General features: G+C 58.4%; 22 protein-coding genes. 2 read left to right on the top strand and 20 right to left on the bottom strand.

The genetic code is table 11. The annotated features are described in order from the left end of the window. The 11 genes from VHE12_05655 to VHE12_05705 form a co-directional block, all read right to left on the bottom strand. A partial coding sequence (locus VHE12_05655) for an imidazoleglycerol-phosphate dehydratase (protein ID HVZ80275.1) occupies window positions 1-378 on the bottom strand: 378 nt, incomplete at its 3' end. 13 nt (window positions 379-391) lie between these two features. Next, on the bottom strand, window positions 392-1450 hold the full coding sequence (gene hisC / locus VHE12_05660; GenBank protein ID HVZ80276.1) for a histidinol-phosphate transaminase: 1059 nt from the start codon (window positions 1448-1450) through the stop codon (window positions 392-394). Window positions 1451-1539: 89 nt separating this feature from the next. Continuing rightward, window positions 1540-2892: a histidinol dehydrogenase gene (hisD, locus tag VHE12_05665; GenBank protein HVZ80277.1), complete on the bottom strand. Its 1353-nt coding sequence runs from the start codon at window positions 2890-2892 to the stop codon at window positions 1540-1542. Between the two features lie 32 nt (window positions 2893-2924). Beyond that, window positions 2925-4184: a UDP-N-acetylglucosamine 1-carboxyvinyltransferase gene (gene murA, locus VHE12_05670; protein ID HVZ80278.1), complete on the bottom strand. Its 1260-nt coding sequence runs from the start codon at window positions 4182-4184 to the stop codon at window positions 2925-2927. Between the two features lie 234 nt (window positions 4185-4418). Next, window positions 4419-5354, bottom strand: a complete 936-nt coding sequence (locus VHE12_05675; GenBank protein HVZ80279.1) for a site-specific integrase — start codon at window positions 5352-5354, stop codon at window positions 4419-4421. Window positions 5355-5442: 88 nt separating this feature from the next. Then, window positions 5443-6117 (bottom strand): YqaJ viral recombinase family protein, encoded by a 675-nt coding sequence (locus VHE12_05680; protein HVZ80280.1) that lies wholly within the window; start codon window positions 6115-6117, stop codon window positions 5443-5445. Between the two features lie 190 nt (window positions 6118-6307). Beyond that, window positions 6308-6667 carry a hypothetical protein gene (locus VHE12_05685; protein HVZ80281.1) on the bottom strand — a complete coding sequence of 120 codons (360 nt, stop codon included), beginning with the start codon at window positions 6665-6667 and terminating at the stop codon, window positions 6308-6310. A gap of 11 nt (window positions 6668-6678) precedes the next feature. After that, window positions 6679-7059 carry a hypothetical protein gene (locus VHE12_05690; GenBank protein HVZ80282.1) on the bottom strand — a complete coding sequence of 127 codons (381 nt, stop codon included), beginning with the start codon at window positions 7057-7059 and terminating at the stop codon, window positions 6679-6681. Window positions 7060-7071: 12 nt separating this feature from the next. Next, window positions 7072-7284, bottom strand: coding sequence for a hypothetical protein (locus VHE12_05695; protein ID HVZ80283.1), 213 nt, complete (start codon window positions 7282-7284; stop codon window positions 7072-7074). A 2-nt stretch (window positions 7285-7286) separates the two neighbouring features. Continuing rightward, window positions 7287-7493 (bottom strand): hypothetical protein, encoded by a 207-nt coding sequence (locus VHE12_05700; GenBank protein ID HVZ80284.1) that lies wholly within the window; start codon window positions 7491-7493, stop codon window positions 7287-7289. A gap of 112 nt (window positions 7494-7605) precedes the next feature. Then, window positions 7606-7839, bottom strand: coding sequence for a hypothetical protein (locus tag VHE12_05705; GenBank protein HVZ80285.1), 234 nt, complete (start codon window positions 7837-7839; stop codon window positions 7606-7608). Window positions 7840-7962: 123 nt separating this feature from the next. On the opposite strand from VHE12_05705, the gene VHE12_05710 reads away from it, so the two are divergent. Together VHE12_05710 and VHE12_05715 are read left to right on the top strand one after the other, a co-directional pair. Beyond that, the gene (locus tag VHE12_05710; protein ID HVZ80286.1) at window positions 7963-8265 is read left to right on the top strand and encodes a hypothetical protein; all 303 of its coding nucleotides are present in this window, start codon (window positions 7963-7965) and stop codon (window positions 8263-8265) included. Between the two features lie 29 nt (window positions 8266-8294). Then, entirely contained in the window at window positions 8295-8543 is a 249-nt protein-coding gene (locus VHE12_05715; protein HVZ80287.1) for a hypothetical protein, read from the top strand. Between the two features lie 159 nt (window positions 8544-8702). Here the strand turns inward: VHE12_05715 and VHE12_05720 are convergent, their stop codons facing one another. From VHE12_05720 to VHE12_05760, 9 genes are read right to left on the bottom strand one after another with little or no spacing between them, the layout of a single operon-like run. Continuing rightward, window positions 8703-9398, bottom strand: a complete 696-nt coding sequence (locus VHE12_05720; protein HVZ80288.1) for a hypothetical protein — start codon at window positions 9396-9398, stop codon at window positions 8703-8705. Continuing rightward, the gene (locus VHE12_05725; protein HVZ80289.1) at window positions 9395-9595 is read right to left on the bottom strand and encodes a cold-shock protein; all 201 of its coding nucleotides are present in this window, start codon (window positions 9593-9595) and stop codon (window positions 9395-9397) included. Before VHE12_05725 ends, VHE12_05720 begins: the two co-directional genes overlap by 4 nt. Beyond that, window positions 9592-10263, bottom strand: a complete 672-nt coding sequence (locus tag VHE12_05730; GenBank protein HVZ80290.1) for a glycoside hydrolase family 25 protein — start codon at window positions 10261-10263, stop codon at window positions 9592-9594. The genes VHE12_05725 and VHE12_05730 overlap by 4 nt, the downstream gene beginning before the upstream one ends. Beyond that, entirely contained in the window at window positions 10260-10607 is a 348-nt protein-coding gene (locus tag VHE12_05735; GenBank protein HVZ80291.1) for a hypothetical protein, read from the bottom strand. The genes VHE12_05730 and VHE12_05735 overlap by 4 nt, the downstream gene beginning before the upstream one ends. Before the next feature lie 35 nt (window positions 10608-10642). Next, window positions 10643-10774: a hypothetical protein gene (locus VHE12_05740; protein ID HVZ80292.1), complete on the bottom strand. Its 132-nt coding sequence runs from the start codon at window positions 10772-10774 to the stop codon at window positions 10643-10645. A 20-nt stretch (window positions 10775-10794) separates the two neighbouring features. Beyond that, the gene (locus VHE12_05745; GenBank protein ID HVZ80293.1) at window positions 10795-11037 is read right to left on the bottom strand and encodes a hypothetical protein; all 243 of its coding nucleotides are present in this window, start codon (window positions 11035-11037) and stop codon (window positions 10795-10797) included. Continuing rightward, the gene (locus VHE12_05750; GenBank protein HVZ80294.1) at window positions 11034-11237 is read right to left on the bottom strand and encodes a hypothetical protein; all 204 of its coding nucleotides are present in this window, start codon (window positions 11235-11237) and stop codon (window positions 11034-11036) included. The genes VHE12_05745 and VHE12_05750 overlap by 4 nt, the downstream gene beginning before the upstream one ends. Window positions 11238-11263: 26 nt before the next feature. Continuing rightward, complete coding sequence (locus tag VHE12_05755; protein HVZ80295.1) at window positions 11264-12130, bottom strand: SGNH/GDSL hydrolase family protein; 867 nt, start codon at window positions 12128-12130, stop codon at window positions 11264-11266. Further along, window positions 12117-12482: a hypothetical protein gene (locus tag VHE12_05760; GenBank protein HVZ80296.1), complete on the bottom strand. Its 366-nt coding sequence runs from the start codon at window positions 12480-12482 to the stop codon at window positions 12117-12119. The genes VHE12_05755 and VHE12_05760 overlap by 14 nt, the downstream gene beginning before the upstream one ends. Window positions 12483-12485: the final 3 nt, after the last annotated feature.

Genomic DNA, 12485 nt, shown 5'->3' on the forward strand with positions numbered 1-12485 from the left:
CTTCTTGGTGGGCAGGTCCAGGGCGAAGTTGATGTAATTGCGGCCGCTCAGGTCCACGACCGACCGGACCAGGGCCTCGTCCAGGGGGACGTAGAAGAAGCCGTAGCGGGAGATGCCCGCCTTGTCGCCCAGGGCCTTGTCCAGGGCCATGCCAAGACAGATGCCGATATCCTCCACCGTGTGGTGGTCGTCGATGTGGGTGTCGCCCTTAGCGTTGACCGTCAGGTCGAACCCGCTGTGTTTACTGAAGGCTTCGAGCATGTGGTTGAGGAAGGGAACGGGGCTCTTCACCTGGTGCTTGCCGGAGCCGTCCAGATCCAGGACCAGGTCGATCTGGGTCTCTTTGGTTTTGCGGGAAACTTTTCCGATGCGCTTCATGACAGCCCCCGGGTCAGAGGAGCTTTCGAAGCTCCACCAACAGTCTTTGGTCCTCTTTCGGCGTGCCCACCGTGATCCGGAGCGAGTCCCGGAGCCTCGGGTGGGAGAAGTATCTTACCAAAACGCCTCTTTTTTTCAGGCTTTTGTAGACGTCCTCCATGGGAGGGTAGCCGGCCCGGGTCGCCAAGACAAAATTCGCGTGGCTATCCGCCACCCAAAACCCAATATTGCGCAGGTCCTCGATGAGCTGGTTGCGGTCCAACTGGATGGCTTTGACCTTCTTGCGTGAGTCGGCCAACCCGGCGGGACTGAAGGCCGCCAAGCCGATGGCTTGGGTCACCCGGTTCACATTGTAGGAATCCTTCACCTTCATCAATTGGGCGATGACCGCCGGATGCCCCAACGCAAAGCCCAACCGGGCGCCGGCCAAGGAGAAGGATTTGGACAAGGTGCGGAGAATGAGGACGTTCGGGCAGGCCCTGGCGATGTCCAGGCAATCCTCCTCGGCAAAATCCACATAGGCCTCGTCGATCAGGACCAGGCCCAAGGCTTTCTTGCAGAAGGCCTTCATTTCATTCTTTGGAAAGCAGTTCCCGACCGGGGGATTCGGATAACCCCAGAGCGTCAAACGGGCCTTGGGGGAAAGCTTCCGGAAATCCAGGCTCCAATCGTCTTCCAGCTCGACCTCTTTGACCTTGGCTTCCCGGATCTCCGCCAAGACCGGATAAAGGCTATAGGTGATGTCCGGGAATTGGACCAAGTCGCCCTTGCCCACCGAAGCGGTGAACAAAAGGGACAAGACCTCATCGGAGCCGTTACCGACCAAGATCCCGTCCTTGGGCCAGCGAAGGACCTTGGCCAGTCGTTCCCGCAAGCTATCGGCGGTCGGTTCCGGGTAAAGGCGCAAGCGGAAGTCCGCCTGTTGCCGGACGGCCTTCAGGACCTCCGAGGAAGGAGGATAGGGGTTCTCGTTGGTGTTGAGCTTCACGACCGAAAGCTTTTTGGGCTGTTCCCCAGGGGTATAGCCCTTCATCTTCAGGACGTTCGGCCGGAACCAGTTGTTTAAATTCATAAATCACCTTTCACCACGAAGACGCGAAGAACGCGAAGAAAAAAATTTGGAGTTAAAGATGTTTTGGTGAACTTGGTGCCCTTGATGGTTCAATCTTTGGACTTGCCCATCCGAAACAGAACACTCTGGGCGTGGGCGCCCAGGCCTTCCTCATTGGCGAAATCGACCGTCGCCTTACCCAAGGCCTTCACGCCAGGCTTCTTCATCTCGAGCATATTGGTCCGTTTGAGGAAGTCGAAGACCGACAAGCCCGACGAGAAGCGGGCGGTGCCCCCCGTGGGAAGCACGTGGTTGGTGCCGGCGGTGTAATCCCCGAAGGCTTCCGCGCTATGGGGCCCGATGAACAAGGCCCCCGCGTGGCGCAGGTTGGGCAGCCAGGAACGGGCGTCCTTGATCAAAAGCTCCAAGTGCTCGGCGGCGTAGCGATTGGCGAATTCCTCGGCTTGCTTCTTGTTCTTGACCACCAGGATGGCCCCCCGGCTTTTGAGGGAATCGGAAGCGATCTGGCGCCGGTCCAGCATTTCCAACTGCAACTCCACTTCTTCGGCCACTTCTTTCGCGTAGGAAGAAGAGGTCGTCACCATCAGGGGCATCGCCATCTCATCGTGCTCGGCTTGGGCCAAAAGATCCGCCGCCGCCCAAGCGGCCGGGGCGGTGCCATCGGCCAGGATGAGGACCTCGCTGGGACCCGGAAAACCATCGATGCCGACCTGTCCGAAGACACGGCGTTTGGCCAAGGCCACGAAAAGATTGCCGGGGCCCGTGATCTTATCGACCGCCGGGACCGATTTCGTGCCATAGGCCAGGGCCGCCACGGCTTGGGCGCCCCCGATCTTGAGGATGCGGTCCGCCCCGGCGAAATAGGCCGCCGCCAGGACGATGGGGTTCACCTGGCCGTCCTTCTTGACCGGCGTGACCACGATGACTTCCTTCACCCCCGCCACCTTGGCCGGGATGACGTTCATGATGACCGATGAGGGATAGGCCGCGAGCCCACCCGGCACGTAAAGCCCCACCCGGTCCAAGGCCGTCCATCGTTGCCCCAGGGACATCTGGGGACCGTTATGGAACCAACGGGCGGGCTTTTCCTTCGTATGGAAGAAACGGACATTGCGGATGGTCGTGCGAAGGGCCACTTCCATCGGATATTCGAGGTGGTCCAGGGCCTTTTGGATCTCGGCCTTCGTGACCTGGATGTTCTGAGGGGTCGCGGCAAAGCCGTCCAGTTTGCGGGTATAAGAAAAGAGGGCGGCGTCGCCCTTCTTGCGGACGTCCTCGACGATGCGCTCGACGGCCTGCTCTGGGGTCAGAGCTTTCCCGAAGACCTTCTTGGTCAGGGACGCGCGGCTCCCAACCCCTTTCAGGGTCACCAAGGGCTCGCGGCGGATAAGCTTCTCGACCGAACCCTTATCTTTGGATTTTGAAAGTTCCAAAATTCTCATCGGTGTTCATCCCCTTCATCGGTGGCTATTGGCTAGTCTACTCTTTTGATGTCCGCGCCCAAGGCCGAAAGCTTCCGTTCAATCTTCTCATATCCCCGGTCCAAATGGTAAATGCGCTGGATCATGGTCTCCCCGTCGGCCACCAAACCCGCCAGGATCAGGGCCGCGCTGGCCCGCAGGTCCGAAGCCATGACCGGGGCCCCGGTGAGTTTCGGAACGCCCTTCACCACCGCGTGGCTGCGGTCGATGTTGATGTCCGCCCCCATGCGGTTCATCTCGAACACGTGCATGAAGCGGTTCTCCCAGATGGTCTCGGTGATGAGGCTGATGCCGGGCACGGTCGCCAAGAGGGCCATGATCTGGGCCTGCATGTCGGTGGGGAATCCGGGGTAAGGCAGGATCATGACGTCCGCCGGCTTGTAGGTTCCCGTTCCCTTCACCCGGATGTCGGTCCCCGACACTTCCACCGTCACGCCGATCTGCCGGAGCTTGTCGATGACGGCGGCCAGGTGCGCCGGCTCGGCCTTCTGGATCAGGACATCGCCCTTGGTGATGGCGGCGGCCACCATGAAGGTGCCCGCTTCCACCCGGTCCGGGATGACCGAATACTCGATGCCCTTGAGCGGTTTCTTCCCTTCGATGACCAGTCGGGAGGTCCCCACACCCTCGATGGAAGCGCCCATTTTTTTCAGGCAGTCCACCAGGTCCACCACCTCGGGTTCGGACGAGGCGGCTTCGATGACGGTCGTCCCCTCGGCGGCGGTGGCCGCCAGCACCACGTTGACGGTGGCGCCCACGCTGGGCCCATGGGGCCCGGCCAGATAGATGGTGGCTCCCTTCAATTTAGAGGCCTTGGCGTGCACGTAGCCATGCTCGATGGTGACCTTGGCCCCCAATTGCTCCACACCCTTCAGGTGAAGGTCGATGGGCCGGGCGCCGATGGCGCAGCCCCCGGGCAACGACACCTTGGCTTCACCCAAGCGGGCCAGGCAGGCCCCCAGGGAATAAATGGAAGCCCGCATGGTCTTGACCAGTTCATAAGGGGCCTCGTGCTTGTCGAACCCCTTGGGGTCGATATGCAGGCGGTGGTCCTCCAATTGGGCGGACGCGCCGAGCTTGCGGAGCACTTCGGCCATGGTCTTGATGTCGTTGAGGTAGGGGACGTTATGGAGGACGGAGGGGGATTGGCCCAGCAGGGCCGCGGTCATGACGGGCAGGGTGGCGTTCTTGGAGCCGCTGATCTCCACGGTCCCCTGGAGGGTCTTGCCGCCGCGGACGAGGATCTTTTGCATGGAACCCCCAACATCAATTTAACCACAGAGACACAGAGGGCGCAGAGTAAGGCCCATTTCGAAGAACCAGAAATAATCCCAAAAACAAAAAAGCCGTCTTATGGACGGCTCTTGAAAAACTCCGCGTTCTCCGCGTCTCCGTGGTGAACATGGTATTTGAAAAAATTAGGAAGCAGGAAATAAGCCGAGTTCCGTATCCCTTGTAAACAAATAAAAAAACCCCTAAAAAAAATCTCACATCGCCCTTGACAGGTTTTGGTCCTGTTCCACGAAGACCCTATGATAGGCCAATTCCGCTTGATTTTGCGAGATTTTCACGTAGGCCTGGCTGGTCGTGATGTCATCGTGCCCCAGTAATTTTTGAAGGATGTAGGGGTTGCCCTCCTTCTCGGCGTAGCGGCTGGCGAAGGTGTGCCGCAGGGAATGGATCGTGAAAGGCACGCCCGCAAGCCCCGCATGTTTCTTCGCCCGGTCAAAGAGCATTTGCACCCCGATGTCCGACATGGGCCGGTCCTGGCGGTTCTTGAAGGGCCTGAAAACGTACCGGCTTTCGAACAGTCCGTAATGATATCTGGAATGGCACCAAAGCACATATAAACCGGTCTTAACCTTCGGGTGCATGGGCATTCGGCGCCACTTGTCCCCCTTCCCCTTGACATCAAAATAACCCCCTTCCAATGAAATTTTGGCCCATTCCAGCGCCTGTATCTCGCCGCGGCGCAGACCCTCGTAAAGCCCCAAAAGGATCAGGCAACTGGCCCGGGAATCCATCAGGTCGGACCACTTCAAGCCTTTGACCAATTTAGCCTGGACCGCATCCGGAAGGGGCCGCGGGTTCCGTTGGGGTCGGCGAAGGCCCAAGGTCAGCAGGACGGGCGACGGGTCCTTGGGGATCGCCTCGATGGCATAGAGGTAGCCGTAAAAGCTCATGAGGGTGTAGGAGTAGCGGATCAAAGAGGCCCCGGAATAGCGCCCCTTCATGGCGTTGATGAACTGGGCCAGGTGAAGGGATCTGACCTCGCAGGGTTTCAACCTGCGGTCGGTCAGCCATCGGTGGAAAGTCAAGAGGGCCCGGCCATAGTTTTCGCGGGTGTTTTCGCAACGTCTTGTGGACAAAAATAAGGCATAAGGCTCAAGGCGTAGGATATCGAATAGGGTATAGTCAGCCATGTCGATCCTCGTTATTTGTTAAATAAAACGTTAAATAAGGGAACGACAATTTATAGTAATTTGACTGTCAGTCAAACTAAAATGGTTTTTACGCCACTTTTTGGGCGGTTTTTTGCGCCAGATAGAGACGCCAGACCCTAGTCCTGGTAGCCCCCTCGGGCGGGATGCCCTTGGCCTGGCTGGCCCAGAAGGCCGTCAGTTTGTCCTCGAATTGCCGTTGGATGAAGGGGTCGGGCAAGAACTCGCCCCAGAGGTACCAACCTTCCCCGCAAAGCACGGCCAGTTTGATCCGGGGAAAGCCGCAGATCCACATTTGGTACTGTAGCTGCAGTTTCACGTAGTCGCTGGTCTGGGTCACTCGGTTCCCTTCACAGCGCCAATACTTCCCCATGGCGCCCCAGTGGATCTTCTTGACCTCGAGGGGGCAGACGCCCCACTGGTCTTTGACCGCCCAGTCGAAAGAGGATCCGGCGCGGTAGTCGTCCCGTTGGGCGAACATCCAGGTTGGGAAAGGCTTGGCATCCCAGCCTTTCGCTCGGGCCACCCGTTGGGCGATCGAAGCCTCCAGGTCCAGACCCGCCTGCATGGCGGGGCTCACCCGGCGCTCGGGAAAAATGAGCGACTTCTTCTGGGCCCACAGCTGGGCGGCCGTCAGGTAGGGGTTGCACCCGAACAGGGCCGAGATCTCTGTGCTGGTCACCACCGCCTTGCGGCGTTCGAGCCAGTCGGCCTTGTCGAGACAGCGGATGATGCGGTAGGTCATTTAAGTCCTCTTTGGGCGCGCCATTTTTTCCGACGAAGTCGACGGTAATAAACAGATGGGGGGCAGAAGAAAAAAATGGGGAGGCCAGTTGAATAATTCACTTCAATGGGCCACGCCGGCCACATCCAAATGTCCATTATCGGCTCGGTAGAATGAAGGTATCGAACATAAAGCCTTTTTAATAATCGTCTCACTTGATCCCCCTCTTGGCCCTGGCGGCCATCATCTTGTCGGCATAGTCGGCGGCCAAGGCGGCCGAAGCCTGGGGCCCGGGGAATTGGTCCGGGTGTCCCTTGAGTATCTGCGTCAACACCAACTCGGCGTAAGTGTCCCATTGGTTCTTGACCGGCACGGCGGGGCGCGGGGTGAAGGGCGTCTTCTTGAACCCTGCGGGCGGCTTGGGCGGTTCCTTGGGGCATGGTCCGGCATGTTCGTAGATGCTGCGGCCGTCCGGGCCTTTCCCGAACCACAGAACATCCTCCCCGGGGAAGATGTCAAATTTGCACTTGCGGCACTTGCAGGCGAATTTGGCTTTGTATTTCTTTGGCATCGGCCCCTCCATTAAAACTGAAATATCTCCACTTCCGCATGGGCGACAATGCCGCCCAAGTCACACAAGCCCTTCCTCAAGGCCAGGTCGTCGTGGCCCTGGTTCAGTTCGCCGGCGCGGTAGATCGCATCGACCGCCAAGACGATGGGGTAGGCCAACCAACCGTAGCCCTTGGGCAGGAACCTTTGAAAGATGTCCGTGGCCGCGTAGGACCACCCTTCCAGTTCCAGGGCGTGTCCCCAGGGCAGATCTTGGGAGGATAGGGGTATGGGCCCCATCAGCAGGGAAACGCCCGTCAGAGCGGGCGCCCAGTTCAATTTCGGCTCGGTCTGGGCGGCCTGAAGGGCGGCCGACAAGAGCCAGGCCAGCAGGGCGATCTTCAAGGTTCTCATGGCCGCCTCCTTTCAGGGTTTGGCGTATTTGATCCCATCGTCGAAGCCGCCCACGTGGCCGTCCAGGTAGGCGTCCGCGTAGGCGAAAAAGGTGTCCGAGGTATCGGGCCTCTGTTTGCGCTCGAGGTAGAGGAAATATCGGTCCACCAGGTCCTGTTTGTTGAACCCGGGTATCCCGTGGGCGGCGTTGAAGAACTGCTGGATGTGCGACGGATAGATCGGCATAGCTACCTCCCCCAACAGACCGGGCAAAGGCCCGAATGGTTTTTCCAGAACTCTTCCGAACAAAGGTGTTTGCAACCAAAACATTCTTCCTGCGGCTGGCCTTCCCGGGCGATCAAGACCGCGTTCCAACAGGCGGCGTGGCAGGCCTTGTGGCCATAACCCACTTCAATGGCCTGGCCCGGCTCGATGGCCTGGTGGCAGAGGGGCACCAGCCTTTGTATTGCGCGATCTTGGTCACGGTTCCCCTTTCCGCCCTCGCGGGTCCAACTTAGGATATTTGTATCTTACGATATTTATATCTCAATAGCAAGCAAAAAAATATCAGTCCTGTTTTTTGAGCAATTGCCAGGGTTCCACCTTGGCCAGGGGGGTCGAGAGGGCCTTGGCGATCTTTTCGAGATTTTCGAGGGTGGGGTTGGCCTTCGATTCGGGATGGCAATAGCCCCAGAACAAACGCAAGCCCATTTGGGCGTTCCGGGCGATCTCGCTTTGGCTGCGGTCCCCCATGAAACGGATGATGTTCTCGGCTAGAATTTTCTTTTGCGTGACGCTCATGGGGCGGGGCTTTAAGGAATTTTGAGGCATTTAAAATAGCCTTTTACGTGTTCTTTAGCAATAGGGGCTTGAAACGATACAGACATCTTAAGTAATTTATATCTTAAGTCAAGGGGAAATGGCATGCCAAAGAACTGGAGTTTTTACGTCAAGCTCGGGATCATTTATTTTTGTTGGACTTCCGGCAGCACACTATCAAGGATATTCAGGGAAGACCCGGATGGACATTGGGGAAGAGCGTTGCTTTCGCTCCTGTTCTTTGTCTTCAGTTTTTTGTTCTTCGTTTATTGGTTCACCGAAAGGCCGAACGAGGAAAAACCGGCTTCGGTCCGCGGGTTGTTTACCATAATCTTGATGTTGGCTTATTGGGGTTTTGGGATCGCCATGTTCTTAATGACCGTCGGGTGGATCTGGAGGCATTTGTGAAGTCGCAGGTAATTTAAAAGGAGAAACCGATGAAAAAAATACTGCTTTCGTTGTTCTTGGTCTGGCACATGCAAGGGTTCAAAAGCCTGGATAGCTTGGGCAAGGGCCTTCAGGAGATCCAACGGACCAACCACATCGTCCAAATGGACATCAAACAGATGGACGCCTACCCATACGGTTCAGGTTCCGAAAACACAATGGTCTTTGGGAAGGATGCGGGTCCCGGCCAGCGTCATGAGGTTTTCTATCTTTTGATGTGGGCCGAAGAAGGTCAATGACCAGCGACCTTCGAAAAATCTTTTTCGCCTTCGGGGTCTTCTCTATTTTATTCGCGGGTTATTTCTTGTGGCGTGACGGGGTGGACGAGGCACCGATGGGTCTATTCGGGATCGGGGCTTTGTTCATCTGGGGGGCATTCAGCAAGGCGGACTGAACCTCTACGGCGTTTCCCGCTTCTTCACGATCGTCTTGCCGGGCGGGTCGAAGGGAAACACGGCCAAGGCCACGCCAAAGTTCCAGTTACCCAGTTCGGCGTAGGGCGTGTGGAACCCGGCGATCATGTCCAGGTTGCCCGACCGCAGGTCCGGGCCCAGCAATATCCCGGCCCGGGTGGCCGTCTGGTGGAAGAGGTCGGCGGGGATCTCCGCCAAGGCCGAAACGCCCAGGTCCGGGCCGATAAAGGCAAGCCGGGCCCCGACCGTGGGCAAAAGAGGATCATGGGCCCATTCGATGCCCACGTGGGGGTCGAAGACCAGGCCGAAATCCTCGGGGTCGATCTTCGCGCCTTTGCCGTCCCCCAAGGGCGTCACCTTCACCGAGGCGTCCGGGCTTTTGCGGAGCGTGACCTGGTGGCCGGACGGATCCAGGTAGGTCAACTTCGACGGGGTGCTTTCCACTTCCCCACTCACGGCGGTGACCGGGCCCCGGCCGAGGGTGAACAATCCCCCTACGGCATCCGACAGGCGCAGAATGACGGTCACCACGATGACCAGGGCGATCAAGGCCAAGCCAACGCGCCAGTGGTCCTCCAGGCCCAAAAAGAAAACCCAGAGCTTGCGATACCAGGGTGTCGGCGCCGGCGGCGGGGTGGGGACGCCTTCGGGGTTGGTGTGGTCCGTGTCGGGGGTCGTCATAGGGCCCTGACCTTCGAGGCCATGGAACCCTTGGGGCCTTGCTTGGGTTCGAATTCCACCTCCTGGCCTTCCTCCAAGGTGCGAAAGCCGATGGCGTCAATGGAAGTGTGGTGGACGAAATAATCGGTCCCGTCTTGGCCGGCGATAAAACCGAAACCTTTCTTGGGGTCGAACCACTTCACGGTACCCTTCGTCATGCCATCCTCTTTCTCGTCAGCGTTTTCAAGTCTTCCAAGGTGCCGTCGAAATAATCCAGGTCCACGGTGCCTTGAATGCCATCCACCTTCCCCGCGGGGTCATACTGCCAAAAGTTCCACGTCCTCCAGGGCGGCGGGATCCGTCCCGGTTCGGACGAATACCTCGCCAAGGCCAAGGGGTACTCGGCCAACTCGGGCGCCAGGGGCAGGAAGGCCTCCACGAAGAAGTTCGTGGTGTAGATGACCGCCTTATAGCCCGTGTTGCGCTCGACCTGGTGAAGCCATTCGAGGACCATCATGAGGTTGTCCTGCTTGCTGTTGACCGCCCAATCCTCCTGGGTACCCGGGCCCTGCTTGATGGGCTCCAGGTCCAGCATGGGGAAAAGGGCGTCCTTCGACCAATGTTCCATGGCGATGAAACTGTTGATCTGGCCCTGCAGGTTCTCGAGGGGCCGCATGAAATGGTACATGCCCAGAACGATCTGGGTGCCGATGGCGCCCTGTTCGTTGTGGTTGAAAAGGGCGTCGACGTTCCGTTTCTTCGGGCCGGTCAGGCCCATGCCCATGCCGTCGGTGGCCTTGAGGATGGCGAACTTCTTGCCCGCGGCCGCCACTCTGGGCCAGTCGATCAGGCCTTGGTAATGTGAAACATCGACGCCTTCGATCATCCGCCTTTGTCCTCTCCGGGGGCCAACAAGGCGTTCTTTTCGCTCGAACCCTTGGAAGACCCGAAGAAGTAACCGACCAGGATCATGAAGGAATCCTCGACCGTGCGAACCACGTTGTCGAACATGGCCCGGTTATCGGCGGGGACCACCAAGGTACCGACCTCCACTAGGCAACGGGCAAAGAGCCAGATGATAAGGGCGGCCAACAGGTATTGGAAAAGGTCCTTGAGGAACCTTTCCCAGTTGATGCCGCCTTCCGGCTTGAAGAATTCGGGTTTCTTGAACACCAAGAGCAAGAAAGCCCCCAGCAAGACCGCCACCGTCAAGAACGAATAAAGCCCCATCGGGCTCTCCTTTTGCTCGGTTTTTGAGGCGGGCCTTAGTTCAGGCCCAGTAAGAACTTCACCACCGCGCCTACGGCCGGGATGTGGGCCACGATCATCAGCGCCCCCACGCCCGCGACGGCCCCGGCGATCAGGGCCGTCTTGTTGTCTTTGATCCATGTCAGCATGTCTGCCTCCTGAGAAAGATTTAGTGCGTTGGCGGGGTCCCGAAATAGATCAGGCCCGCCAAGAACTTCAAGATCAACCCAAAGATCAGGGCCCCCACGAAAGCGAAGGTCCACCGGCCGAACCGGGCGGCCACCTTTTCCAGCCACCGTTCCACCCCCAAGGCCACCCCTTCGCGGGCGATCTTGGCCATTTCCTCGGGGCCCAGAGTTTCGTAGATCTTCCGGACCGTCTCGGTGTGGGGTGTTTCGTGGGGGTCGATCACTTGGCCGCCTCCGGGGTGTGGTGCGCGGCCCAGATCCGAGCCCGCTGATAGTTCTGCCATTCGTTGTTCAGAAGCATGCCCAAGACCAAGGCGAAGGCCACCCACAGGGCCATGTAGCGGGTCTTCAAGGGGAGCTTGTGGTAAAGCTTGGCCCCTTTGAGGAAGAGGGGCAGGAAGAACTCGGCGATCTTGAGGATCATGGTTTCTCTTTCTTTGGTCCTTCCGCTCATCGGGGCGGAGAACTGAATTGGGCTTCGTTCAAGGCGGCGATCACGGCATGTCCGTCGTCATTCGGGTGGATGTGGTCCGTGCTGTAATATTCCGTGTGTCCTTGCATGGCCGTATAAACATCGGCCACAAAAACATAATTAAGATCCACCGCGATCTCGGGGATGCGGGCGTTATAAGCCGCCAGGCAACCCTCGTAGTCGTCCCATCCAGCGAAATGGGATGGTCCATCCCCGTTATTGGTGATGTCGGGGATGGTGTCCAAAACGCAGATCATCCCCGAATGGTGCGCCCGAAAGGTGGTGATGATCGTTTCCAGGTTCGCCTTGAAGTTGTAGGAGTGGGCCTGGCAGTCCGAAAGGTTCGAATAATAGGAACCGGCCGGCCCTTTGTGCGGATCCAACGCGCTCCAGGCGGCGGCATAGGGTTGCCGAAGGTCGTTCACCCCGAACATGACGCCGATACGCGGGACATTCAAAGAGGATGTATTGGCGTCGTTGGTCGAAAGTGATTCGCCGATATAGTCGTCGGTCCCGTACCCCCCATAGCCGAAATTGGACTGGGCCGTTTCGGGATACCAAATATCGAGGACTGCCGTTTCGAGCCACGCAAAACCATTGGTGATGGTCGAGGCACCATTGCCGCCGGTGTAACTGTCCCCGATGGCCAGAAAGACCAGTGTGGCGGCCGGGGCTGGCGTTTGCGTCGGGGCAATGCCCGGGGTGGATGTGGGCGTCAAGGTCGGGGTAAGCGTCAAGGTCGCGGTCGGGTATATCCCCGCGCGCAGGTCCATGGGCGTGACGCCGCCGCCCCGGCAGCCTGGGGCCAACAAGAAGAGGATGGGCAGGTATTTAACGATCTTCATGTTCCGCCGTGGATGCGGCCCGGTCCTGCAATATTTGCTTGAGGGCCGCCTTGATGGTGGACACGTCGAAGCGTTTCTCGAAAGCCACGACAACGCTCCCCATATCGTCGTCATAATCCCGGCCCGTCATGCCGTATTGCTTCCCGCTTTCTTGGTAAAGAAGGACTTCGTCGTGTCGTTTGACCCGCACGTCCACGACCGCCCAATGGGACACGGCTTGCGTTTTTTCGTCCTTGGTGTCGAAGGCGGAAAGGACGGTCATAAGAAAGACCGGTTTCCCCTGGACCACTTTCTCTTTGGCCCAACCGACCGACGCGCCCGCCAAGAACAACAGGATCAAAAGATTTTTCACGTG

It is taken from the genome of bacterium (assembly GCA_035549195.1).
Taxonomy (GTDB): Bacteria; Oederibacteriota; Muellerivitia; order Muellerivitales; family Muellerivitaceae; genus DASZRK01.

Coding starts and splice junctions, on each gene's coding strand:
- VHE12_05740 (HVZ80292.1), bottom strand. CDS start 10,774: ATGCTGACATGGATCAAAGACAACAAGACGGCCCTGATCGCCGGGGCC.
- VHE12_05680 (HVZ80280.1), bottom strand. CDS start 6,117: ATGACCTACCGCATCATCCGCTGTCTCGACAAGGCCGACTGGCTCGAA.
- VHE12_05675 (HVZ80279.1), bottom strand. CDS start 5,354: ATGGCTGACTATACCCTATTCGATATCCTACGCCTTGAGCCTTATGCC.
- VHE12_05735 (HVZ80291.1), bottom strand. CDS start 10,607: ATGGGGCTTTATTCGTTCTTGACGGTGGCGGTCTTGCTGGGGGCTTTC.
- VHE12_05720 (HVZ80288.1), bottom strand. CDS start 9,398: ATGACGACCCCCGACACGGACCACACCAACCCCGAAGGCGTCCCCACC.
- VHE12_05730 (HVZ80290.1), bottom strand. CDS start 10,263: ATGATCGAAGGCGTCGATGTTTCACATTACCAAGGCCTGATCGACTGG.
- VHE12_05695 (HVZ80283.1), bottom strand. CDS start 7,284: ATGCCGATCTATCCGTCGCACATCCAGCAGTTCTTCAACGCCGCCCAC.
- murA (HVZ80278.1), bottom strand. CDS start 4,184: ATGCAAAAGATCCTCGTCCGCGGCGGCAAGACCCTCCAGGGGACCGTG.
- VHE12_05725 (HVZ80289.1), bottom strand. CDS start 9,595: ATGACGAAGGGTACCGTGAAGTGGTTCGACCCCAAGAAAGGTTTCGGT.
- VHE12_05755 (HVZ80295.1), bottom strand. CDS start 12,130: ATGAAGATCGTTAAATACCTGCCCATCCTCTTCTTGTTGGCCCCAGGC.
- hisC (HVZ80276.1), bottom strand. CDS start 1,450: ATGAATTTAAACAACTGGTTCCGGCCGAACGTCCTGAAGATGAAGGGC.
- VHE12_05690 (HVZ80282.1), bottom strand. CDS start 7,059: ATGAGAACCTTGAAGATCGCCCTGCTGGCCTGGCTCTTGTCGGCCGCC.
- VHE12_05685 (HVZ80281.1), bottom strand. CDS start 6,667: ATGCCAAAGAAATACAAAGCCAAATTCGCCTGCAAGTGCCGCAAGTGC.
- VHE12_05710 (HVZ80286.1), top strand. CDS start 7,963: ATGCCAAAGAACTGGAGTTTTTACGTCAAGCTCGGGATCATTTATTTT.
- VHE12_05750 (HVZ80294.1), bottom strand. CDS start 11,237: ATGATCCTCAAGATCGCCGAGTTCTTCCTGCCCCTCTTCCTCAAAGGG.
- VHE12_05705 (HVZ80285.1), bottom strand. CDS start 7,839: ATGAGCGTCACGCAAAAGAAAATTCTAGCCGAGAACATCATCCGTTTC.
- hisD (HVZ80277.1), bottom strand. CDS start 2,892: ATGAGAATTTTGGAACTTTCAAAATCCAAAGATAAGGGTTCGGTCGAG.
- VHE12_05715 (HVZ80287.1), top strand. CDS start 8,295: ATGAAAAAAATACTGCTTTCGTTGTTCTTGGTCTGGCACATGCAAGGG.